The following is a 22,287-nucleotide window of genomic DNA, read 5'->3' on the forward strand; positions in this document are numbered from 1 at the left end:
TCATCGTCCATTACCGTTAGTAATAGACAATCCGATAGGCGCCATCAAATTACGTGCCTGAAAACCAGACAAACGAAGGAGAATAGAATGAAAGGTGGTCCGATCAAGAGTGACGGAACAGGGGGATTACGCTCAGGGAAGAGGGTTATTCAAATATTCCCATGGCGGCCTCACGAAGACACTTAATAAAATTTTTACAGGCAGGGTTAACGTCTTTGTCAGCCCGTATCGAAAAACCGACTTGGCCAAAATTGGCGGTGCTGGTCATATCAAGGATGGCCAACAAGCCAGCTTTCAAGAATTGCAATGCAGCCGCACGGGGCATCAGCGCGATCATATCGGTTTCCAACAACAAGCCAATATTAGTCAGCGTCGAAAGAGAATGTACATGATGAGGCGGCAGGCCTAACCCGCCATCCCGGAAAAACTTAGCGACAGCATTGTAGGACGGGGACTCCTGCAACGGAAATATCCACTCCTCGCACATCAACTCGGCAACGTTCAGACCTTTTCGATCCGACAGTGCATGACCTTTTCCCACTACCGCGCAAAAGGATTCATCAAACAAGACCTCGTGCTTGAGCGCAAACGCATGCGCCAGCTCTTGCTCCGGAAGCCGACCGACCACAATGTCAAGGTCCCCAGTGGCCAAAGCGGGAAACATTTGTGCCGTTGTACCTTCACGGACCGTGATCGAAACACCTGGCGTAGCCTTGCGTAATTTCACTATGGCACGCGGTAAAAGCTTCGCCGACGCGGAGATAAGTGTACCGACAATAACGTGCCCGGCATCCCCTGTGCGGAAAGCGTTGACTTCTTCAGTCATGTAACGAGTTTCAGCAATCAATGACTTTACGCGACGACCTAACATGATGCCGAATTCGGTGGGCGTCACCCCTCGATTGGAGCGATCAAACAAAGGACCGCCAAAAAAAGACTCCAGATCGTAAATAGCTTTAGTGATCGCTGGCTGAGTAAGGCCCATGGTATTGGCAGCTCTTACAAATGAACCTGACTCCAGCACCAGCTCAAATATCATGAGCTGGTTGAATTTCAATTTTCGACTTAACGTGATTGCCGATATGGGTAAGATTTCCATAACGCTCCAGGTATAAAATCGACATTAGTGCCCATCGAATGCTAAAAACAGAGTATAACGCGATGGGCCATCCGATCCTCAGGAAAAGACTGATTTCCAGACTAAATACCTACAAATTTTCTTGCCAGTAAGCCCCGCTTACTTACCAGCGCTCTTGAACTTTCAGAACGGCGCGCTAGCAAATTCAGAGTGCTTATCGCGCCTTTTAAATAGAACGCTTTTATGTTTGCCGTCCTGATTTTCAGTAATAGGAAATGGTGTATCAGTACTGCTGACTACAGCGGAATGTTGAAAAACTGGCTGGCGTTGCCCGACAGAATCTTTTTCTTGGTTGACTCCTCAAAATCACTGGTCAAAATCAAGTCACCTATTTTTTGCTCCCCCAATGGGAATGGGTAATCGGACCCCAACATGACACGATCCTCGCCCATCACACTGACCAACAGCTCCAGTGCCGCCGGGTTAAATACCGCACTGTCGACAAAAAATCGGTCGGCGTATTCGGACGGCAGGCGCGGGCAGTCTTCGCGCACGATATCGCGATGTCGCCAAGCGTTATCAACGCGCCCTAGCAGAAATGCAAAACTGCCCCCGCCGTGCCCGAAGCAAATTTTCAGCGACTTTGGAATTCGCTCGAATGCACCGGACAATATCAGCGATAAAATCGCAAGCTGTGTTTCCGCCGGCATGGCAACCAACCACGGCAACATCCACTTCTTCATCCGCTGTCCACCCATCATGTCCCACGGATGAACCAGAATTGGGATGTTCTCGTTGGCACAGTGGGTCAAAAAGGATTCGAGTGTCGCATCGTCGAGATCCTTGTCTCCCAAATGGTTGCCAATCTGTACACCAAGATGCCCCGATGCCACAGCACGCGATGCTTCTCTACACGCCAAATCCAGATCTTGCAAGGGTACCTGAGCCAGAACTTTGAGACGCTGGGGGTTGTGACCGGCAAACTCTAAGGCCAAATCATTCATTCGCGCAGCCCATTGCGCCGTTTTTTTGGCCTCCCATGTGTAGCCGAACATCACAGGCGTGGCGCAAGTCACCTGGACATCCACGCCCTGCGCGTCCATTTCTTCAATCCGGACAGCGGGATCCCATAGAGCCTGGTAAACCGGACGGAAATTATTCTTGCCCATCATAATTGAACCGGTATCACCTTTAGCGCTTACTTGTAGCCAAGGTGCCTGTGCCGAATCGAACTCCGCAGCTTCTTGTTCCGAAATCCGTGGAAAAAAGTGCGAATGCATATCGATATGTGGACTTTTCAAGATTTTTCTCCACGCGCCATTGCATCAATCGCCGCCTTACCCGGGTGAACCTGGCCGCATTGCGGGCACTTGCGTAAGTTCTCATTGGCATAAAACACATCGAACAACGGGGGCAAATCGGTGACGATATTTTTAAGTTGTACTTCAACACGATGGACAAGCCCGTTACAGTTCAAGCAGTACCATTCAAAACCATCGATCGTGCCTTGTGGCCGTTGGCGTTCAATGACCAAACAGCGACTTTCCGGATCAGGCCGTTGCGGTGAGTGACGCAAATGTGGGGGCAAAAGAAAGATCGCACCCTCTTCCAGTTCAAGACGCTCCAACTGCCCCCGGTCCATGATGTTCAAGTAAGCGTTGCCCTTAAACTGATAGAAGAACTCTTCCATCGGGTCATCATGAAAATCGGTACGAAAATTAGGCCCTCCCACTACCGTTACCAAAAAATCGGCATCCTTCCACACTTGCTGGTTGCCAACTGGCGGTTTAAGCAAGTCTTTGTGATCGTCAAGCCAGCGCTGAAAATTCAATGGTTTACCGTATGTAAACATCGTCAAACTCCCTTCTGTGACAACGGTTTATAGGCGACAGCTTTAATTTCGATAACCAAGTGTGGGTGCGGCAACTGGTGCACGGCGACGGTGGTTCGCGCCGGGCCTTCATAACCGAAATACGTGCCGTAAACTTGATTGTAACCGGCGAAGTCGTTCATGTTGACCAAGTACGTCGATATTTCGACCACGTCGTCTAACGTCGCGTCAACACTGCCAAGAATGTCTCGAATATTCTCGATGACCGCAGTGGTTTGCGCCACGATATCGAGATGCGTGGTCCCCATTTCATCCACTTCGACACCGACTAACGTATTGTCCGGGCGACGGGAACTTGTGCCTGAAACAAAAAGAAAATCGCCAGCACGCTTTACGTGGGGAAACTTTCCACGGGGCAGGGCTTTTCCTTCAACCAATTTCGCTTCAGTACTCATGCTCGCGCTCCCGTATAAAACTCGACACGTCCCAGAGAAGTAACTTCTGCGCTGACATGGGTGCCGGCGGTCAACGCCTGAGCGGCGGTGGCAGCGCCCGCCATAATCAAGGACCCCGCTGGGAGTACCATTTCTGCGCGTGCAGCCAAACGCGAGGCCTGCACGACACTGCGCAGCGGATCACCCAGGATGGCGCCGGTGCTGCCTATCTGCATGGGCCTGCCGTTGAAACGCATCGCCACTCCCAAGTTGGCCAAATCGGTGAGATTGCGCGACATGGCACCGATCACCAGGCCGGCGGAGGAGCAGTTATCAGCGACTACGTCTTCCAGCGTGAATTTAAAATTGCGGTAACGGGAATCGATAATTTCAATCGCTGGGGCAACACCTTCGAGGTAGGACGAGGCTTCCAGTAACGTCAGAGGTCGGTCGATGTCACGCTTGGTCAAAAAGCAGACTTCGGGTTCAGCACGCGGATGGATGAAGTCAGACAGGTCAATCACTGCTCCTTCTTCATACAACATCGCGTCGGTGAGAAGACCCCAAATCAGGCTGTCGACGCCCATCTGAATCATCTTCGCGCGGCTGGTGAAGCCCAGTTTGATGCCGACCGGCAATTCGCCGCGAGCATGACGCAAAGCAATCGACGTCCGCTGAATCTCATATGCTTCATTCAGATTGAACCCATGGACCGGGGTCAGCGGATCAATTTCTTCACGGTATCTGGCTGCGTTATCAAGCGCCGTTGAAATGGCATAAATGTCCAGGTTGCTCATCACTTACCCCCTCCTTTGCTCAGTAAATCCAGGGCGACATCAACGATCATGTCTTCCTGCCCCCCCACCATGCGCCGATTGCCCAGCTCGACCAGGATGTCGACGGCCGAAACGCCATAACGCGCCGAAGCTGCTTCTGCATGACGCAAAAAGCTTGAGTAGACACCGGCGTAACCCAGCGCGAGAGTTTCACGGTCTACCCGTACCGGGCGGTCCTGCAGGGGACGTACCAGATCGTCAGCGGCGTCCATCAAGGTGAACAGGTCAGTGCCATGGTTCCAGCCCAACTTGTCGATGGCGGCGATGAAGACTTCCAGCGGGGCGTTACCTGCCCCGGCACCCATACCGGCCAGCGAGGCGTCGACCCGGTCACAACCGTTTTCCACGGCGACAATCGAGTTTGCGACCCCCAACGACAGATTGTGGTGCGCATGCATGCCGGTTTGGGTCGAGGGGTCAAGGACGTCTTTGAAGGCTTTGAAGCGCTCGGCAATACCCTGCATCGACAAGGCGCCGCCCGAGTCCACGACGTACACACATTCAGCGCCGTAACCTTCCATGAGCTTGGCTTGCTCCGCGAGCTTCTGCGGAGTCGCCATGTGCGACATCATCAGAAAACCAACCGTGTCCATGCCCAATTTGCGAGCATGCTCAATGTGCTGGCGAGAGATATCGGCTTCCGTGCAATGGGTCGCAACCCTGACGGTGCGCACGCCTGCCTTGAACGCAGCATCAAGGTCATGAAGAGTGCCAATGCCTGGCAGCAGCAAGGTCGCGAGCTTGGCGTACTTGAGCACCGAGGCGGTCGCTTCAATCCACTCCAGATCGCTGTGGGCACCAAAGCCATAATTGAAGCTTGAACCGGCGAGCCCGTCGCCGTGAGCCACTTCGATGCTATCGACCTTCGCCACGTCGAGTGCTTTGGCAATGGACATGACGTGATCAAGCGAATACTGGTGACGAATTGCATGCATGCCGTCACGCAGGGTGACGTCCTGGATAAAGATTTTCTTGGCGCTATTCATAGTCATACCCCTACCCGGCCGCGATCATGTTGGCGGCAATCTGCTCAGCAGCGGCGAGCGCGGCAGACGTCATGATGTCGAGATTGCCTGCGTACGCGGGTAGGTAATGCGCCGCGCCTTCAATTTCCAGAAACACCGACACCTTGATGCCGGAGACCAGGCCAACGCCCGGAATATTGATGGGCTTGTCAGCGGGAATCGTGTCGAATTGCACGTCCTGTTTCATGCGGTAGCCCGGCACGTAAGCCGCTACGTCTTTAACCATCTGTTCGATGGATTCGCGGATCGCATTAGTGTCGGCATCGCCTTCGGCCAGGCACAGAACGGTGTCGCGCATCATCAACGGTGGTTCGGCCGGGTTTAGCACAATGATCGCTTTACCGTGTTCGGCACCGCCCACACTGACGATCGCATGGGAGGTGGTTTCGGTGAACTCATCGATATTGGCGCGGGTACCAGGGCCTGCAGATTTACTGGCAATCGAGGCCACGATTTCGGCGTAACGAACCCGAGTGACCCGCGATATGGCGCGCACCACAGGAATCGTTGCCTGACCACCGCAAGTCACCATGTTGATGTTGGTGCTCGCCAGGTGATCCCTCAGATTGACCACAGGCACCACGTAAGGACCGATAGCGGCAGGTGTTAGATCAATGACCTTGATCCCGTGCTGCTGCAGTATTTCGTTGTGCTTGGCGTGTGCACCGGCCGAGGTCGCGTCGAACACGATACGAATCTGCTCGAATCCTGTCAGGTTAACCAAACCGTTGATGCCTTCGTGAGTGGTGGCAACACCCATCCGTGCAGCGCGAGCCAAGCCATCGGAAGCTGCATCGATGCCCACCATTGCGCCCATCGCCAAGTGTTTTGAATTACGCAAGACCTTGATCATCAAATCGGTGCCGATGTTTCCGGAGCCGATAATGGCAACTTGTAGCCGAGTGTTCTGGTCCATGTCTGTTACTCCTCCGCAGGGGCGAAGGAGGCGCGAACGCGACCCAGGCCTTGGATATTGGCTTCAAAAATATCGCCAGAAGCCGCAGCAACCATAGGCCCGAGGGCCCCGGTCATGATGATGTCGCCTGGTTGCAGCGGTTGCCCAAGACGCGCCATGGTGTCGGCCAGCCAAACGGCAGCCAGCAGCGGATTGCCCATGCAGGCCGCACCCATTCCAACGCTGACCTGATCGCCACGGCGTTCCATGACCATGCCGCAGGCGACGATGTCGAATGCATCCAGCTTGACCGGACGCGAGCCCAGCACAAACAGTCCGCTGGACGCGTTATCGGCAATGGTATCGGTGAGTTTGATGTCCCAGTTCGCGACACGGCTGCCGACGATCTCTATGGCCGGAAGAGCAAATGCAGTAGCGCGGATAATGTCAGCGATCGTGTGTTTGCCCTGGTCCAGAGGACGCTCGATGACCAGCGCAATTTCCGCCTCGACCTTAGCTTGCAGCACCCGGCGGTTAGCGATTTCTTCGCCATCAGCCAGACACATGTCAGCGAACAACATGCCGAAATCCGGCTGGTCGACACCGAGCTGCTGCTGGACGACCTTGGAAGTGAGGCCGATTTTGCGACCGACCAGACGCCGACCCTCTTTGAGCCGACGCTCGGTGTTGATCTGCTGCACGGCATACGCCAGCTCAACGTCGTCAATCCCGATCAAGTCGCGGACAGGCTCGCAAGGTATTCCGTCCAGCTCCGCCTGCCATAACCTCGACGCGGCGAGTTCAATATTATTTTTCATGGCTTCTTGATCACTGTGATGATTTAACGAAGGAAAATTCAATTTCGACACTGGCACCCAAAGGCAGCGCACTGACGCCGACACTGGTCCTTGCCGGCGGTATCAAACCGCCGGAAAACAAGGTTTCCCAGGCCGCGTTGATCTCGGCGAATGCGTCAAAACGGGTGGTGTAGATTCGAGCGATAAGTAGATCGCCCAAGGTCAATCCATAATCAGGCAACGCACTTTGCAGATTCGCGAGGATGCGGCTGGTTTGCGCGCCGGGACCACCCTCGACCAATTGACCGGAGGCAGGATCCAACGCAATCATTCCGGAGACCTGATAGGTGCTACCGATCGCCACACAGGGCGAATAGTGAAAACGAGGTGCAGCAATGGCGCTCGATTGCAGGGTTCGACGCATGTCCATGCCCCTTAAAGCTTGATGCAGATGTTGGCGATGTCGGAGTAGAAGTCCATCGAGAAACGACCGCCTTCACGGCCCAGACCGGACAGCTTCACTCCGCCAAAAGGCGTGCGCAGGTCACGCAGGTACCAGGTATTAACCCAGACCAGGCCGACATGGATTTGCCGGGAAACACGATGAGCGCGGGAAAGATTGGTGGTCCAGATGGCGCAGGCGAGTCCGTAGTCGCTATCGTTGACGCGGCCAATGACTTCGTCCTCGTCATCAAACGGCGAGATGTGGCACACCGGGCCGAAGATCTCCTCGGTAACGCAGCGCGCCTGGTCTGACAGCCCGGTCCAGATCGTCGGCAACACGTAAGCGCCTTGATCGCGCTCATCGTTGAACTGAGGAACCCCACCGCCCGTGACAATCGTGGCGCCCTCTTCAACCGCCAATTGGTAGTACGACAGCACCTTGTCGCGATGCCCGTGGGAAATCAGAGGGCCCATACTGACGCCTTCTTGATCCGGATAACCCACAATCAATTTCTCAGTTTCAATCTTGAGTGCCGCGACAAACTTGTCGAAGATCGAACGATGAACGTACACACGCTCTGAACACAGGCAGACTTGTCCCGAGTTGGTAAAGGAAGAGCGCAAAACACCCGCTACAGCGGCATCAAAATCGGCGTCGGCAAAGACCACGGCGGCGTTCTTTCCGCCCAATTCGAACGACACCTCCTTGACACCATCGGCCACCGATTTCATGATCGCCGAACCGGTTTTCGACTCACCAGTAAAGGTCAAGGCACTGATACCGGGATGTTGTGTCAGAAACTCACCGGCCGAATCTTTACCAAATCCGTGAATCAAGTTGAATACGCCAGGTGGAACACCGGCGTCATGCATGACTTCGGCCAATAAAGTGGCAGACGACGGCGATTCTTCCGACGGCTTTGCGACCACGGTATTACCGCAGGCAAGAGCCGGCGCAACTTTCCAGGTAAACAACAGCAGCGGCAAGTTCCAGGGCGAGATAATCCCAATCACACCCAACGGCTTGCGCACGGTGTAGTTCAGCGCGCCCGCACCGTCCGCTGTAGCCATCTCAAACAAGTCGGTGTTGCTGGTCTTCGCCAAATCGGCAAAGGTCCGGAAGTTGGCGATGGCACGTGGAATATCGAGGGTCCGCGCCTGATGAACCGGACGACCAGTGTCGGCCACTTCCGCCGCCACGAACTCCTCGAATCGAGCTTGGATGCCATCAGCGATTTTGTGAATCACCGCCGCACGGTCATGGACGCTCAGCTTCCCCCACGGGCCTTTCAGCGCTTTTTGCGCAGCAACAACAGCATCGCTGACCTGCTTCGCATCCGCCTCGAACACATTGGAAACAAGTTCGCCATTCACCGGATTAATATTGGCGAAACTCGAGACAGAAGTAACAAAGTTACCGTCGACATAATTAAGCAGTTGACAAGGCACGGTGCCAGGCACAACACGTGATGCTTGATTCGATAAGGTATTCATAGTTTTCTGCTCTGCAGGGGGTTGCAAGATGGTTTTATTTTATCGATATGCGTAGAAAACCAAATTCAAAAGATCACGGTCATTTATTCGTGAAAGTAATAGCCACCTAAAAAAAAGCGAAGCTGGCCCAGGAGCAACCCTCTGGCCAACTCCACTAAAATAGAACTATTGATGGTATCTAGACGCCTAAATATCGCTGCCAAAGGCCTTTGTCCAGACTCAGTTCCTTTGAAGAACCCTGCCAGGCGACTTGGCCCTTTTCGATAATGGTGTGATGGTCAGCCAGAGCAATTAGCTTCTCGACGTATTTGTCGATCACCAGCACGGTCTGCCCGCTTTTTTTCAACGCGTGGAGACAAGCCCAGATTTCATCTCGAATCAGCGGTGCCAGGCCCTCAGTCGCTTCGTCCAGTATCAACAAGTAAGGATTAGTCATCAGCGCACGGCCGATGGCCAACATTTGTTGTTCGCCACCAGACAGCTGCGAACCCATGTTGCGCTCGCGCTCAGCCAGCCGTGGGAAAAAGTTGTAGACCTTGTCCAGCGTCCATGGCTCAGAGGATTTGTTGCGATTACAGGCAAAGGCCACCAGGTTTTCTTTCACCGTCAGGTTCGGAAAGATATGCCGCCCTTCTGGCACCACCGCAATACCCTTGCGCCCAATGGCGTCCGCCGATTTGCGCTCGATCAATTCACCGCGAAAACGAATTGATCCCGAGTTGACCGGCGTCAGTCCCAAAATAGAGCGCACGCTGGTAGTCTTGCCCATGCCGTTGCGGCCGAGCAAGGTCGACATTTCACCTTCCCTGATCTTCAAACTCACGCCAAACAGAATCTGGCTCTCGCCGTAAGAAGTTTCTACGTTGCTGACTTCAAGGATCGCACTCATACCGCCTCCTCGCCAAGGTAAGCTCTTTTGACTTCAGGGTCTTCCCGCACAGCGTTCGGCACACCGGTGGCAATGACTCGACCATAAACCAGCGCGGACATTCGGTCGGCGAGCCGGAACACCGCAGCCATATCGTGCTCGATGAGCAGCACGGTCGATTTACCCTTAAGCGCCATGAGCAACTCCACCATTTTTTCCGAGTCTTCAGGGCCCATACCGGCCATGGGTTCATCGAGCAATAACAATTTTGGGCGGGTCCCGAGTGTGATGCCCAATTCCAGTTGCCGTTGCTCACCGTGGGCCAGACTGCCGGCGATGGTTTTGGCCTTCGACGATAAACCAACCTGTTCGAGGATCTGGTGGGCTTCGTTAAATAACGCAGCCTCGGAAATAGCCGCTCGCCAAAACCGAAAACTGCTGCCACTGCGTGCCTGCACCGACAGCGCAACGTTATCCAACACCGTCAGTTTTTTAAAAATACTGGTGATCTGATAAGACCGAGCCAAACCAGCCGCCACGCGTTTGTGCATGGGCATGTCGAATATGTCGACACCGTCGAAAATCATCGTCCCTTCATCGGAGTTCAGCGCCCCGGAAATCTGATGAATGAGTGTGGTCTTGCCGGCACCGTTCGGGCCGATGAGTGCATGGATTTCACCGCTATGGATGGATAGGTTGGTGCCGTTGGTGGCGACCAGGCCACCAAAGCGTTTTACCAAATTGCGGATTTCCAGGAGCGGCTGGTTCATGAGGACACCTTCCTGCTAAATATTCCGGCGATGCCGGTTTGTGCAAACAGCACGACCAGCAGAAGAATGACGCCTAATGGCAATTGCCAATGAATTGTGTAGTTGGACAGCGTCTCCTCCAATATTAATAGCAACGCTGCACCGAAAACACCGCCATACAAATAACCCACCCCCCCCATAATCACCATAATCATCAGCGTACCGGACTGGGTCCAAAGCATCAGGTTAGGACTGATGAAGCCATTCTGGTTGGCGACCAGCGCACCGGCCAAACCTGCCAGTGCGCCGGACAAGGTGAAGGCCACCAGCTTGAAGCGAAACACCGGATAGCCGATGGATTCCATTCGCGATTCGTTTTCGCGAATCGACTGCAGTACCCGTCCAAAGCGCGCGTTGACCGTACGTTGCACGGCGAACATCACCACCACCGAGATCAATAACACGACGTAGTAGAAAGTGACGTCAGATGATAGATCAAGTCCCAGTGGCAGGGTCGAACGCCCAGCCAGGGACATGCCGTCATCACCACCAAATGCGGCCAGAGATTGAAAGATGTAGTACAGCATCTGGGCGAACGACAAGGTGATCATGATGAAATACACGCCGCGGGTGCGTAGTGAAATCAGCCCAATCAGCAGCGCGCACGCGGCGCTAATCGCCACTGCGGCCGGCCACGCAGTCCAGGCGGAACTGATGCCCATGTCCATCAAAATGGCCACTGTATAAGCGCCAATCCCGAAAAAACCGGCGTGCCCGAACGCCACTAGACCGCCGAAACCCAGGACCAGATTGAGGCTGGTGGCGGCCAGGGCAAAGATCATGATCCGAGTGGCGAACGTCATGTAAAACGTCTGATCCAGCACACTGGCTACCCAAGGTAATACCAGCAAAATAAGTAGCGCCACGGCAGCCACGCCGAGCCGAACGCTGTGGTGAAGGGTCGAGGTCATAGGGTCACCCACGCGCAGGGAACAGGCCTTGTGGCTTCCAGAACAAAACGGCAGCCATAAGAACATAAATGATGATGGAGGCCACGGCTGCACCAATCGAGGAGGTCACCGCCGGCGACAGAAACTTGCTCAGTAACAGCGGTAGCAACGAGCGACTCAGGGTATCGACCGCACCGATCAGTAGGGCACCGACAAATGCCCCCCTAATCGAGCCGATACCTCCGATGACCACCACCACGAAGGCCAAAATCAGAATGCTTTCACCCATCCCGACCTGCACCGCCAACAATGGACCGAGCATTGCGCCCGCCAAGGCGCACAGCGCTGCACCGATGCCGAACACGGCGGTGAACAACCATTTGATGTTCACACCCATGCTGGTCGCCATTTCGCGATTCGAAGCCCCAGCCCGTACCCACATACCCAAGCGGGTTTTGGCCACTAGGAAGTACATGGCAACCGCGACCACCAATCCCACACCGATAATCATTAATCGCTGCGCCGGGTACTGCAGGCCGGGCATCAATTCGACAGGATGCGTAAAGGCAACCGGCGTATTGAGTGGGATCGGCTGAGCCCCCCAGATCATCCGTACCGATTCGTTACAGATCAGAATCAGAGCGAAGGTCGCCAGCACCTGGGACAAGTGATCCCGTCGGTACAGCCTTCGGAACAGGCTCACCTCCAGTACCATTCCGATGATCGCAGTTGCCACCAGCGCCACAGGTACGCCGATGAAGTAAGAACCGCTCGCGTCAGTCACAGTCGCGGTCAAATAAGCCCCAATCATGTATAGCGAGCCGTGGGCCAGGTTGATCATGTCCATGATCCCGAACACCAAGGTCAACCCCGCTGCCAGCAGAAAAAGCATGAGTCCGAACTGCAATCCATTCAGCGCTTCCTCAATGATCAGGGTGCTCATCGCTCAACCTTGGACGCGTCAGTATTCGGGTGCAGTTTCGCGACTAGACCAATGAGATTCGACGTAAATTGATCGACCAGCTTCGCAGTGTTGGAATCGACAAAGGCGTCCGTCGGATCGAACGCGTTTTGCGCAGAAGCGATCGCGACGTCTTCGGCCAAAACCACAGCGCCCATTTTCGCCATAATTCCACGCAAGTCGATGATCCCACGCAGGCCGCCGAATGGGCTGAGCGACGCCGCCATCAAGCCAACCGCTTTACCGCGAAACGGCGCCAGACCTTCGACGCCGTTGGCAGGCCTGGAACACCAGTCCAGGGTGTTCTTCAACAGTGCACTCACCGATCCGTTATATTCCGGCGACGCAATTAGCAACCCGTCGTGGGTCAGCAGGAGTTCGCGCAATTGTACGGCGTTCTCCGGGACCCCCGATGTCGCTTCCAGATCGCCGTCATAGATCGGCAGCGGAAATTCACGCAAATCGATGTGCGTGACCTGCGCGCCGTGTTCCTGCGCGGCGGCCACGGCGAGATTCAGTAATTTAACGTTAAACGAGGCTTTTCGGGTACTGCCGGAAAACGCCAATATTTTATTTGTTGGTTTCATAAGGTTCTTTCCGTTTAGTCAAGGTGTACTGAATGAAGCGTCACTGATGACGGGGCTAAAGCTTGCAGGCACCGACATAGGCGTCAGCGTGATTGTCGAAAATCGTCGCGATAGTTCTGTTAGTGATCAGCCCGGCATTGTCTTTCTGCACCTCGCGCAGATAGAAGGTGTCCATGGGGAACTGATTGGTATTAAATTTGAAATTGCCACGAAGCGATTTGAAATCAGTGGTCATCAAGGCGGTGTGCAGTGCTTCTTTATCAGTCAAATTGCCTTTGACGTCTCTCACAGCACTGTCCAGAAGCCGGACCACGTCATAGCCTTGAAAGGCGTACATGGTCGGGATTCGGCCATAGGCTTTTTTGAAGTCTGCAACGAAGGCATCATTTTGTGGGTTTTTCAAATCCCAGGCCCAGTGCGAAGCGTTTTTGAGACCAACGATGGGGGCACCCACGGCAGCAATCACGTCTTCATCAGCCGAGTGACCCGTCGAGAAATAGGGAATTTCCTTATCCAGGCCGGCACCCACATACTGTTTGATGAAGTTGATGCCCATACCACTTGGCAGATAGAAAAACACCGCATCCGGTTTGGTCGAGCGAATTTGTGCGAGCTCCGAGGCGAAGTCCAACTGCCCCAACTTCACATAAACCTCTGCAGCGACATCACCCTTGAAGAAACGCTTGAACCCTTCGAGGTTTTCTTTGCCGCCCGTGTAGTTTGGCGCAATAATGAATACTTTCTTATAGTGATTGGTAGTCATGTAGTTGCCCACCGCCTCACTCTGCCCATCGTTCTGCCAAGACAAACCAAAGAAGTACTTATTGCAACGCTCACCGGCAAACGCCGCCGGCCCCGCTGCCGCACTGATATAAAAGGTTTTAGATGCAAAGGCAGGCGGCCCCACGGCCAGCATGACGTTCGAATAAACAATACCGGTCAAGAAATCAACCTTATCTCGTTTGATCATTTTGTCGGCTAATTGCTTGCCAACATCGGGACTCGCCTGATCATCACCTTCCACTACTTCAACGGGTATTCCGCCGATTTTGTTCCCGCTCGTCTTTAACGCCAGATTAAAGCCATCACGGATCTCAAGCCCAAACCCAGAAAGAGGGCCGGACAGCGTACTGACAAAACCAATTTTTACGCTGTCAGCCGCCTGCACGGTCATGGTCATGGTCATGGTCATGGTCAACACAGAGAGTAACGCGAACGCCGCGAACTTATTCATCACCTGTCCTTCTTTTATAATTATTGGGAGGCTATTAAATAAAATTATTACTTATGCCGTGGGGGATCCATGTATTCAATTTCTCCACCTGGGAGAAAGAACAGCATTGTGACTTTGCCACCTTTAACTGTTGGAAAATGCTGGCTGCCGGGTGCGAACACTTTCCATCCTGCACCGTTGCCACAGAAGGTTGCACCATCGTCCTCCGGTCCGATCATGTTGATCTCGCCTTGGGGGTGAAGGTGATAGTTGCCCAACACGTTCTTCAACATGCCGGTCTCTACGCTGTAACCATTAGCGTTCTCAGTCGACTTGGCCAGTTGCCCGCGGCGATAGTCCGGACCGTCGATTTCGGCGTAGCAGGCCCAGCCTTCCTCTATACCCACGCGCAACAGCCGAAGCAGCTCTGAATACACCTCAGAGGTTGCACCGAAACGCTGATTGAGCTCGATTTCCAACTGCTCATCCAACGGCTTGTCTTTAAGAAAGGACAATACCGAGGCGACTGCCGCCATCATCTCGGGCTTACTCGGCCCTGATGGCAGAACGTCCCCTTTTTCCTGCGAGCTTGGCATTGTCACTGGGGAAATGGACATAATGACTCCTTGCATTAAAAAGATTACCTTGCCATTAAAAGCTTTGTACATAAGGTTCCATGCAACGGTAAAGACAAAGGCAATTAGGCTGGCGAAATTCAGTTTATGGCGTTAAAAAAACAAGGACAAATCAAGATGTCGTGACCTACCATTACCAATGGTAATAGCCAGACCGCCTTTCACCATCAATGCACACAAATGAATCAAAATCACCAACCTGAGAATGCGCATACCGTAGCGCATGCGATACTTCTGACACGACAGAATCCATCACCCATGCCAATCATCAAAAAGGTAAGAATGATTTTCGATTGGACCAAAACTCCGGAGTGGCGATGAGAACGACGCCAGATGCGCTCCGCAGCCATCGACCAGGGGCAGAATCAGCACACTGATTTCATCTACCAGCCCGGCGTTCACGTACGAGCCACTGACGTGCGGACCGCCTTCGACGGTCAGGCGCTTGATGCCGACTCCAAACCTAGGCCTACCCAGACCGAAGGAACCCATCTCTGCTATTACCAATGGCTATATCAACTCCCTGCATTCTCATTGGAATTTGTAATATTCAAAAGCTAAAATCCAACCTAGTTGGTAATGTTGCTTCTTACAATAATTAGTTGATCGTGTGGCGCGAGAGCGCGAAACTGGAGATACGCATGACGCACATAGCCATGTCGGAACTGACCAATATGCAAAAATATTGGCTGATTACCGGGAGCGTGGGCCCCCGCCCCATTGCGCTGGTGACAAGTTTGAACAGCGAAGGGTTGTGCAATGCGGCACCTTATAGTGCCTTCAATTATATGGGCGAAGATCCCCCTCTGTTTGTTATTGCTGTCGATCACTATGGTGAGGAGAGTCATCGCCCAGGTGAAAAGAAAGACACTCTGAAAAATATCATCGAGCGCGAGCAATTCGTAGTCAACATGGTTGACGAGACCATCGCCGAACGAATGGTATTGTGCGGCAGTGATTTTCCCTCTCACATCTCAGAAGCAGACACGGTAGGTTTTGGCTTGACTCCTTCTACCTCGATTGATGTACCGCGCATCACCGATGCTCCCATCGCTTGGGAATGCAAGCTGTATAAAATTCTCGAGTTTTCGACACGGCGCTCCATCGTATTTGGTGAAATTGTCGCGATGTATTTTCGTGAAGACTTAATCGACGAAGAGAAACTTAGGGTTCGAGTGGATCGCTTTGAACCGTACGGACGGCTCGGCGGACCAAACTACTGCCGAACTACTGATCGTGTACGTCTAACCGTACCAACATTCTTGCCTTCAGCCGGTAAACCGAGAGAGTGACACCAGTCGTAAGTTTTTCGTCCAAAGTACCCGAACCGCATTACGCACCTTTTATCTTGCCCCTCTCTTGGCAAATACCTGATCCTACGCAGACTAAAGGCATTCTCAATACAACCTAAGAGTACCTTTTGTCTGCGTATCTCAAGAATACAACGGGCAACGACCTGCATGGGTTGGCTGCCCCTAGCCAGACTACAAATGATACGAACAGCGCCTAATGACTACGTCAACTATGCTCTCAACGGCCGTTGTAGCGGTTTTTTCCGATCAAGCAACCCGCATATAATTGATATTTTATCTCACCCATGTTCAGGTTTCATTAAACCGTATCCTTTTGGTTTTCGGTACTATCCTGTTGGTGTTGACCTCATGTCACAGGGGAAACACACGTTACACATACCACTATTACCAATAGTTATACACGACACCAGCCTTAGAATTGGAACATGTCAAATTTTTAGGATAACCTGCTACTGCTCATATTCCGTGCAACATAGACATCGGGCCGTGTCTAAAATGTCACCATTGGAATACTCATAAATCAAGCCCATCTTTAAGATCCCGATTCTTCATGTGAACATTACTTAAAATCGAATTGTTGTGTAAGTAAGAAACCAGAAAAAACATACTGCCTTTAAGAGGTTACGTCTGCCTGCATGCTGTGTCAGGGAAATTCAGCCCAGTCTCACCTCCAATACTGTTAGTCGCTGGCATCCCAAAATACAAGAAGATTAGCTCAACAGGAGATTTGACGTGCACATTGGTGTTCCTCTCGAAACCCAGACGGGTGAAACACGGGTTGCTGCAACCCCAGAAACCATCAAGAAGCTGATCGGCCAGGGTCATAAGGTCACTGTGCAAAGCGGCGCCGGCATTAACGCCAGCGTTGTCGACAGTGCCTATGAAGCGGCAGGCGCAACCATTGGCAGTGCCACTGATACCTTCGGCGCCGAGCTGATTCTCAAGGTCGTCGCCCCCAGCGACAGCGAGCTGACCCAGATCAAGAGCGGCACGATTGTCGTCGGCATGCTTAATCCGTTCAACAACGAGACCATCGGCAAAATGGCCGAGTGTGGAATTACCGCATTCGCCCTGGAAGCCGCGCCGCGCACCTCGCGCGCGCAGAGCCTCGATGTGCTGTCCTCGCAAGCCAACATCGCCGGCTATAAAGCCGTGCTGCTCGGCGCCCATCACTATCCGCGCTTCATGCCGATGCTGATGACGGCTGCGGGCACGGTGAAGGCAGCTCGCGTGCTGATTCTGGGTGCCGGTGTAGCGGGGCTGCAGGCCATCGCCACCGCCAAGCGTCTGGGCGCGGTGATCGAAGCCTCGGATGTGCGTCCTGCGGTGAAAGAACAGATTGAATCCCTGGGTGCCAAGTTCGTCGACGTGCCTTACGAAACCGACGAAGAGCGCGAGGCTGCGGTGGGTGTCGGCGGTTACGCCCGGCCCATGCCTGCCAGCTGGATGCAGCGCCAGGCAGTCGCGGTTCACGAGCGCGCCAAATTGGCTGACATCGTGATCACTACGGCGTTGATCCCCGGTCGAAAGGCCCCGGTCCTGCTCAGTGCCGAAACCGTTGCGCAGATGAAGCCAGGCTCGGTGGTGATCGATCTGGCGGCCGCGCAAGGCGGCAACTGTCCGCTGACCGTAGCTGATCAAGTGGTGATCGAGCATGGCGTGACCATCATCGGTCATACCAACCTGCCGGCCATGGTCGCCGCAGATGCGTCCGCGCTGTACGCGCGCAACCTGTTGGACTTCATGAAGCTGCTGTTCACCCCTGAAGGGCAGCTGCAGATCAACCTCGAAGACGACATCGTCGCCGCGTGCCTGATGTGCCGCGACGGCCAAGTCATCCGCAAGAACGCCTAAACAGGGATTCAGACGATGGAAGAGCTTATCTCCCCCGGTATCTACAACCTGATCATCTTCGTGCTGGCGATTTATGTCGGTTATCACGTGGTCTGGAACGTTACACCTGCACTGCACACGCCGTTGATGGCGGTAACCAATGCGATTTCGGCAATCGTGATCGTCGGCGCCATGCTGGCGGCGGCTTTGACCGTGACGCCACTGGGCAAGACCATGGGCACCCTGGCGGTGGCTCTGGCGGCGGTGAACGTGTTTGGTGGCTTCCTGGTCACCCGCAGAATGCTTGAGATGTTCAAGAAAAAAGCTCCGAAAGTAAAAGAAGAGGCGCCGAAGTAATGAGCATGAACCTCGTAACGACGCTCTACTTGATCGCGTCGATCTGCTTCATCCAGGCCCTCAAAGGCCTGTCGCACCCAACCACGTCGCGGCGCGGCAACCTGTTTGGCATGCTCGGCATGGGCCTGGCGATTCTCACCACCGTGGGCCTCATCTATAAGCTGGGCGCTGAGCTCGCGACTGCCGGGATCGGCTACGTCATCGTCGGCCTGCTGATCGGCGGCACCGCCGGTTCGATCATGGCCAAGCGCGTTGAAATGACCAAGATGCCGGAACTGGTCGCTTTCATGCACAGCATGATCGGTCTGGCGGCGGTGTTCATTGCGATTGCTGCTGTTGTCGAGCCTCAATCCCTGGGCATCGTCAAGCAGCTGGGCGATTCGATTCCGGCGGGCAATCGTCTGGAGCTGTTCCTTGGCGCGGCCATCGGCGCAATCACCTTCTCCGGTTCGGTGATCGCCTTCGGCAAGCTCTCGGGCAAGTACAAGTTCCGCCTGTTCCAGGGCGCACCGGTACAGTTCAGCGGTCAGCACAAGCTCAACCTGCTGCTGGGTCTGGCGACGCTGGCCCTGGGCATCACCTTCATGTTGACCGGCAACCTCAGTGCCTTCGCGCTGATGCTGGCCCTGGCCTTCGTGATGGGCGTGCTGATCATCATCCCGATCGGCGGCGCGGACATGCCGGTGGTGGTGTCGATGCTCAACAGCTATTCCGGCTGGGCAGCGGCGGGTATCGGCTTCTCGCTGAACAACTCGATGCTGATCATCGCCGGCTCGCTGGTGGGTTCGTCCGGTGCGATTCTCTCCTACATCATGTGCAAGGCGATGAACCGATCGTTCTTCAATGTGCTGCTCGGCGGCTTCGGCAACACAGTCGATGCAGGTCCTGCCGGCGCCAAGGAAGCCCGTCCGGTGAAATTCGGTTCAGCTGACGACGCGACCTTCCTGCTGACCAACGCTGACACTGTGATCATCGTTCCGGGTTACGGCCTCGCGGTTGCTCGCGCGCAACATGCGCTCAAGGAACTGACCGAGAAGCTCACCCACCGTGGTATCACCGTGAAGTACGCGATCCACCCGGTGGCCGGGCGGATGCCAGGGCACATGAACGTATTGCTGGCCGAGGCCGAAGTGCCTTACGACCAGGTGTTCGAGATGGAAGACATCAACTCCGAGTTCGGTCAGGCCGATGTAGTGCTGGTGCTCGGGGCCAACGACGTGGTCAACCCGGCCGCGAAGAACGATCCGAAATCACCGATTGCCGGTATGCCGATCCTTGAAGCGTTCAAGGCCAAGACCATCATCGTCAACAAGCGCTCGATGGCCAGCGGCTATGCCGGTCTGGACAACGAACTGTTCTACCTCGACAAAACCATGATGGTCTTCGGCGACGCGAAGAAAGTCATCGAAGACATGGTCAAAGCCGTCGAGTAAATAACCTCTGCTTCATTTTCGCCCGATTTGTCGGGCGATATGAGGCCGATCTGCTTTCTTGAAAATCTCATTGGAGATGGTAGTAGCTTAGGTATCCCAGGCAGGTATGATCTATGGTACCGCCAACTGATTTGCGTATGCGCCGTCGACATTCTGGAGCTCCTCTGATCGGTTTGGTTTTTTTCATGCCATTCGATGAGACTCTGACTCCTACTGGCTGCATAAACCTGTTCGGCCCCGGTGGCGCGGTTATTCGCCACTCACTAAGGCGTCGGCTGACTTCTGCACCTTAAACAAGGAAGATAACTGGTACTGTCAATGGATGGGGACAATCAGGCCAACAAGAAACTTTTCTATCGTCCCATCGAGATTGCGATCAGATGGTGCGAAATGATGCCCGTCGAAGCAAAAATTCTTAGCAAAATCGAAGATTTGCTTCCTTTGGAACGGACGTTAGCATCATGGCCTGGCCTTTTAGAAAAATTAGAATTGCTAAACGATGCAATCCGTAACCAGGAGCTAGCTTATGGATGTATGGGGGTGACGGTTAGTTCAGGTGAAACGATAGAGCAGCCGCTACTGACAATTCGACATAATGATCTCAAACGTTGGCTTATCGAATACCATCCAGCAGAACAGCCGAACTTCATCTTTGACGAATCCGAAAAACAGTCAGTCTCACCGCACACCATCGAAGTTTATAAGGCGTTGCTCGTTGAGTTAGACATCTGTAAAGCTGAGCGTGAACGCACACGAGGCCTCCTCCAAGAATTAACGAAAGAGCGTGATTTGTTGCGTCGTGAAAACGCAAAATTAATACTGCACCGCAAAAGTGCCATGGAACCAAATGAACGATCTGAGCGTTCTTACCTGCGTCTCATCGGCGCGCTCATCAGCCTACTACTAGGTAAATCCCCAGGCGGCAAGTCTTACTCCAGCTTCGTCAGCCAAGCTTCCATTATTTCTGTTCTCACAGCACGAAATGAAGGCAAACCTGGGTTTAACAAGCGCACTCTTGAAGAAAGATTCGCAGCAGCCAGACGCACCGATGAAAACAACGATTAGGCACCGAAAATTGCGGTCCTGCTTATCGTAATTCGCGGTGCTTTTCATCTCATTGTGATTTTGAATGCCACTCACATCCTCATCAAGCCAATATTTGCTATGGAGTGTTTGTCATGAAAGATCCGTTGGTAACGTCCCCCAGTAGCGCCTCAGCTAGTACTGAACGCCACATTATGCGCCGAGACGAGGTGGAGCGAAAAACCGGCTTCAAGCGTGCGCACATTTACAATCTGATGAAGGAAGGCAAATTTCCTCAAGCCAAACGTATTGGCATGCGCGCAGTCGGCTGGGACTCAGAGGAGATCGAGCAGTGGATTGTTGAACGCTTAGGTCACCAGGCCTGATGCCATGCGTGTGGTATCGGTGGTTTCCACCAAAGGGGGCGTGGGTAAAACCACAGTAGCCGCCAATCTCGGCGGTCTATTGGCTGATGCCGGCGTCCGCGTCCTGCTGCTCGATCTGGATAGCCAACCCACCCTCTCCAGCTATTACGCCTTGAGCCAGAAGGCTGATGCAGGTGCGTACGAGCTCATCGCACTCAACCTAAGAACTCCTGCCCAGATTATTTCCAGGACAGTAATTGCAGGGCTCGATCTGATCCTCTCCAACGACGATCAAGGCCGACTGAATACATTGCTGCTGCACGCCCCCGACGGGCGATTACGTCTGCGCAATCTGCTCGACAATCTCCGTCTCAATTATGACCTGCTTTTGATTGACACTCAGGGCGCACGTAGCGTGCTGCTGGAGATGGCCATCCTCGCCTCCGATCTCGCCCTCTCTCCCATCACGCCGGAAATGCTCGCCGCTCGCGAACTGCACCGCGGCACCTTGAAGCTGCTCAGTGAGCTCGAACCGTTCCGCCTCCTGGGAATTACACCGCCCCCATTGCGACTGCTCTTGAACCAAGTGAATGCCATTCGAGTCGACAACCGGATGATCATCCGTGGCCTGCGCAAGACTTTCGCTGGGGCTACCAATATCTCGGTGCTAGACACCGTAATCCCGGACCGAGTGGCGTATCTCAATGCCGCTTCCCTCGGTTTGCCGGTCCACCGAATCGAGACGCGCCGATCACGTGAACGACGCTCGCCATCAGCGCTGGAAACCATGCAAGCGCTGGCCATTGAGTTGTTTCCGAAATGGCGCGAGGCGATCTCTACGATGACCAGATGCGCGGAGGCTCAGTGAGACGAAGCACCAGGCTGGCATTTCTCGCCAAGTCATTTTGTTTGTTCGACCTTGAGGCCAACAGCGGTTGGCTAGGAGTCTTTTAATGTTGGGTCAACTTCCCATCATCGTTCAACCATCTATTCGACCACACCCCTCACCTTGCGAGGAGTACTGCACTGTGGTCTTTCGCCTGCAGCGTGGACACTCGGCTATGGGTTGGTTCCTCGCAGAGCTTTCCCGACATTTCGAAGGTTCGGGGACTGCCGAGATCGTGAAATTCGAGGTCAGTGACCATTTGCGTAACTGGCGTTAACTG

The 22,287-nt window shown here is 53.9% G+C and carries 26 protein-coding genes; 8 read left to right on the forward strand and 18 right to left on the reverse strand.

All coding sequences use genetic code 11. From position 1 onward, the window contains the following. Window positions 1–145 precede the first annotated feature (145 nt). The 18 genes from CI807_RS01115 to CI807_RS01200 form a co-directional block, all read right to left on the reverse strand. A complete protein-coding gene (locus CI807_RS01115) occupies window positions 146–1,099 on the reverse strand; it encodes a LysR family transcriptional regulator (RefSeq protein ID WP_016978837.1) in 954 nt (317 codons plus the stop codon). 275 nt (window positions 1,100–1,374) lie between these two features. Continuing rightward, on the reverse strand, window positions 1,375–2,379 hold the full coding sequence (locus CI807_RS01120) for an amidohydrolase family protein (protein ID WP_235165410.1): 1,005 nt from the start codon (window positions 2,377–2,379) through the stop codon (window positions 1,375–1,377). After that, window positions 2,376–2,930 (reverse strand): 3-hydroxyanthranilate 3,4-dioxygenase, encoded by a 555-nt coding sequence (locus tag CI807_RS01125; protein WP_016978839.1) that lies wholly within the window; start codon window positions 2,928–2,930, stop codon window positions 2,376–2,378. The genes CI807_RS01120 and CI807_RS01125 overlap by 4 nt, the downstream gene beginning before the upstream one ends. A gap of 2 nt (window positions 2,931–2,932) precedes the next feature. After that, the gene (locus tag CI807_RS01130) at window positions 2,933–3,364 is read right to left on the reverse strand and encodes a RidA family protein (protein ID WP_016978840.1); all 432 of its coding nucleotides are present in this window, start codon (window positions 3,362–3,364) and stop codon (window positions 2,933–2,935) included. Continuing rightward, complete coding sequence (locus CI807_RS01135) at window positions 3,361–4,140, reverse strand: 2-keto-4-pentenoate hydratase (RefSeq protein ID WP_016978841.1); 780 nt, start codon at window positions 4,138–4,140, stop codon at window positions 3,361–3,363. The genes CI807_RS01130 and CI807_RS01135 overlap by 4 nt, the downstream gene beginning before the upstream one ends. Further along, window positions 4,140–5,171, reverse strand: a complete 1,032-nt coding sequence (dmpG, locus tag CI807_RS01140; protein ID WP_200864481.1) for a 4-hydroxy-2-oxovalerate aldolase — start codon at window positions 5,169–5,171, stop codon at window positions 4,140–4,142. The genes CI807_RS01135 and dmpG overlap by 1 nt, the downstream gene beginning before the upstream one ends. A 4-nt stretch (window positions 5,172–5,175) precedes the next feature. Next, window positions 5,176–6,120: an acetaldehyde dehydrogenase (acetylating) gene (locus CI807_RS01145; RefSeq protein WP_016978843.1), complete on the reverse strand. Its 945-nt coding sequence runs from the start codon at window positions 6,118–6,120 to the stop codon at window positions 5,176–5,178. A gap of 5 nt (window positions 6,121–6,125) precedes the next feature. Then, entirely contained in the window at window positions 6,126–6,917 is a 792-nt protein-coding gene (locus tag CI807_RS01150; RefSeq protein ID WP_025999934.1) for a 2-keto-4-pentenoate hydratase, read from the reverse strand. A gap of 10 nt (window positions 6,918–6,927) precedes the next feature. Then, on the reverse strand, window positions 6,928–7,320 hold the full coding sequence (locus tag CI807_RS01155; protein ID WP_200864483.1) for a RidA family protein: 393 nt from the start codon (window positions 7,318–7,320) through the stop codon (window positions 6,928–6,930). A gap of 11 nt (window positions 7,321–7,331) precedes the next feature. After that, window positions 7,332–8,834, reverse strand: coding sequence for a 2-hydroxymuconic semialdehyde dehydrogenase (locus CI807_RS01160; protein WP_050572400.1), 1,503 nt, complete (start codon window positions 8,832–8,834; stop codon window positions 7,332–7,334). Window positions 8,835–9,012: 178 nt separating this feature from the next. After that, window positions 9,013–9,723 carry an ABC transporter ATP-binding protein gene (locus CI807_RS01165; RefSeq protein WP_016978847.1) on the reverse strand — a complete coding sequence of 237 codons (711 nt, stop codon included), beginning with the start codon at window positions 9,721–9,723 and terminating at the stop codon, window positions 9,013–9,015. Next, on the reverse strand, window positions 9,720–10,472 hold the full coding sequence (locus CI807_RS01170) for an ABC transporter ATP-binding protein (RefSeq protein ID WP_016978848.1): 753 nt from the start codon (window positions 10,470–10,472) through the stop codon (window positions 9,720–9,722). The genes CI807_RS01165 and CI807_RS01170 overlap by 4 nt, the downstream gene beginning before the upstream one ends. Next, entirely contained in the window at window positions 10,469–11,422 is a 954-nt protein-coding gene (locus CI807_RS01175; RefSeq protein ID WP_050572401.1) for a branched-chain amino acid ABC transporter permease, read from the reverse strand. The genes CI807_RS01170 and CI807_RS01175 overlap by 4 nt, the downstream gene beginning before the upstream one ends. 4 nt (window positions 11,423–11,426) lie before the next feature. Continuing rightward, window positions 11,427–12,344, reverse strand: a complete 918-nt coding sequence (locus CI807_RS01180) for a branched-chain amino acid ABC transporter permease (protein WP_038844280.1) — start codon at window positions 12,342–12,344, stop codon at window positions 11,427–11,429. Beyond that, on the reverse strand, window positions 12,341–12,949 hold the full coding sequence (locus CI807_RS01185) for an NADPH-dependent FMN reductase (protein WP_025999937.1): 609 nt from the start codon (window positions 12,947–12,949) through the stop codon (window positions 12,341–12,343). The genes CI807_RS01180 and CI807_RS01185 overlap by 4 nt, the downstream gene beginning before the upstream one ends. 55 nt (window positions 12,950–13,004) lie before the next feature. After that, window positions 13,005–14,183 (reverse strand): ABC transporter substrate-binding protein, encoded by a 1,179-nt coding sequence (locus CI807_RS01190; RefSeq protein ID WP_016978851.1) that lies wholly within the window; start codon window positions 14,181–14,183, stop codon window positions 13,005–13,007. 47 nt (window positions 14,184–14,230) lie between these two features. Continuing rightward, window positions 14,231–14,830, reverse strand: a complete 600-nt coding sequence (locus CI807_RS01195) for a DUF4863 family protein (RefSeq protein ID WP_016978852.1) — start codon at window positions 14,828–14,830, stop codon at window positions 14,231–14,233. A gap of 219 nt (window positions 14,831–15,049) precedes the next feature. Next, on the reverse strand, window positions 15,050–15,289 hold the full coding sequence (locus tag CI807_RS01200) for a dihydrofolate reductase family protein (RefSeq protein WP_256262539.1): 240 nt from the start codon (window positions 15,287–15,289) through the stop codon (window positions 15,050–15,052). 149 nt (window positions 15,290–15,438) lie between these two features. Here CI807_RS01200 and CI807_RS01205 point away from each other — a divergent pair, with 149 nt between their 5' ends. The 8 genes from CI807_RS01205 to CI807_RS32050 all read left to right on the forward strand — a co-directional run bounded on the left by CI807_RS01205 (window position 15,439) and on the right by CI807_RS32050 (window position 22,284). Continuing rightward, a complete protein-coding gene (locus CI807_RS01205; protein WP_016978854.1) occupies window positions 15,439–16,089 on the forward strand; it encodes a flavin reductase family protein in 651 nt (216 codons plus the stop codon). A 753-nt stretch (window positions 16,090–16,842) separates the two neighbouring features. Continuing rightward, window positions 16,843–17,964, forward strand: coding sequence for a Re/Si-specific NAD(P)(+) transhydrogenase subunit alpha (locus tag CI807_RS01210; RefSeq protein WP_016978855.1), 1,122 nt, complete (start codon window positions 16,843–16,845; stop codon window positions 17,962–17,964). A 15-nt stretch (window positions 17,965–17,979) separates the two neighbouring features. Beyond that, complete coding sequence (locus tag CI807_RS01215; protein WP_003187417.1) at window positions 17,980–18,300, forward strand: NAD(P) transhydrogenase subunit alpha; 321 nt, start codon at window positions 17,980–17,982, stop codon at window positions 18,298–18,300. Then, the gene (locus CI807_RS01220; protein WP_016978857.1) at window positions 18,300–19,733 is read left to right on the forward strand and encodes an NAD(P)(+) transhydrogenase (Re/Si-specific) subunit beta; all 1,434 of its coding nucleotides are present in this window, start codon (window positions 18,300–18,302) and stop codon (window positions 19,731–19,733) included. The genes CI807_RS01215 and CI807_RS01220 overlap by 1 nt, the downstream gene beginning before the upstream one ends. Window positions 19,734–20,051: 318 nt before the next feature. Then, window positions 20,052–20,798 (forward strand): hypothetical protein, encoded by a 747-nt coding sequence (locus CI807_RS01225; RefSeq protein ID WP_016978858.1) that lies wholly within the window; start codon window positions 20,052–20,054, stop codon window positions 20,796–20,798. A gap of 113 nt (window positions 20,799–20,911) precedes the next feature. Further along, on the forward strand, window positions 20,912–21,142 hold the full coding sequence (locus CI807_RS01230) for an AlpA family transcriptional regulator (protein ID WP_016978859.1): 231 nt from the start codon (window positions 20,912–20,914) through the stop codon (window positions 21,140–21,142). A gap of 4 nt (window positions 21,143–21,146) precedes the next feature. Next, a complete protein-coding gene (locus CI807_RS01235; protein WP_016978860.1) occupies window positions 21,147–21,989 on the forward strand; it encodes a ParA family protein in 843 nt (280 codons plus the stop codon). Between the two features lie 85 nt (window positions 21,990–22,074). Next, the gene (locus tag CI807_RS32050) at window positions 22,075–22,284 is read left to right on the forward strand and encodes a hypothetical protein (protein ID WP_080589277.1); all 210 of its coding nucleotides are present in this window, start codon (window positions 22,075–22,077) and stop codon (window positions 22,282–22,284) included. The last annotated feature ends 3 nt before the right edge of the window (window positions 22,285–22,287 follow it).

Source organism: Pseudomonas sp. NS1(2017), from assembly GCF_002269425.1.
GTDB classification, from domain to species: domain Bacteria; phylum Pseudomonadota; class Gammaproteobacteria; order Pseudomonadales; family Pseudomonadaceae; genus Aquipseudomonas; species Aquipseudomonas reactans.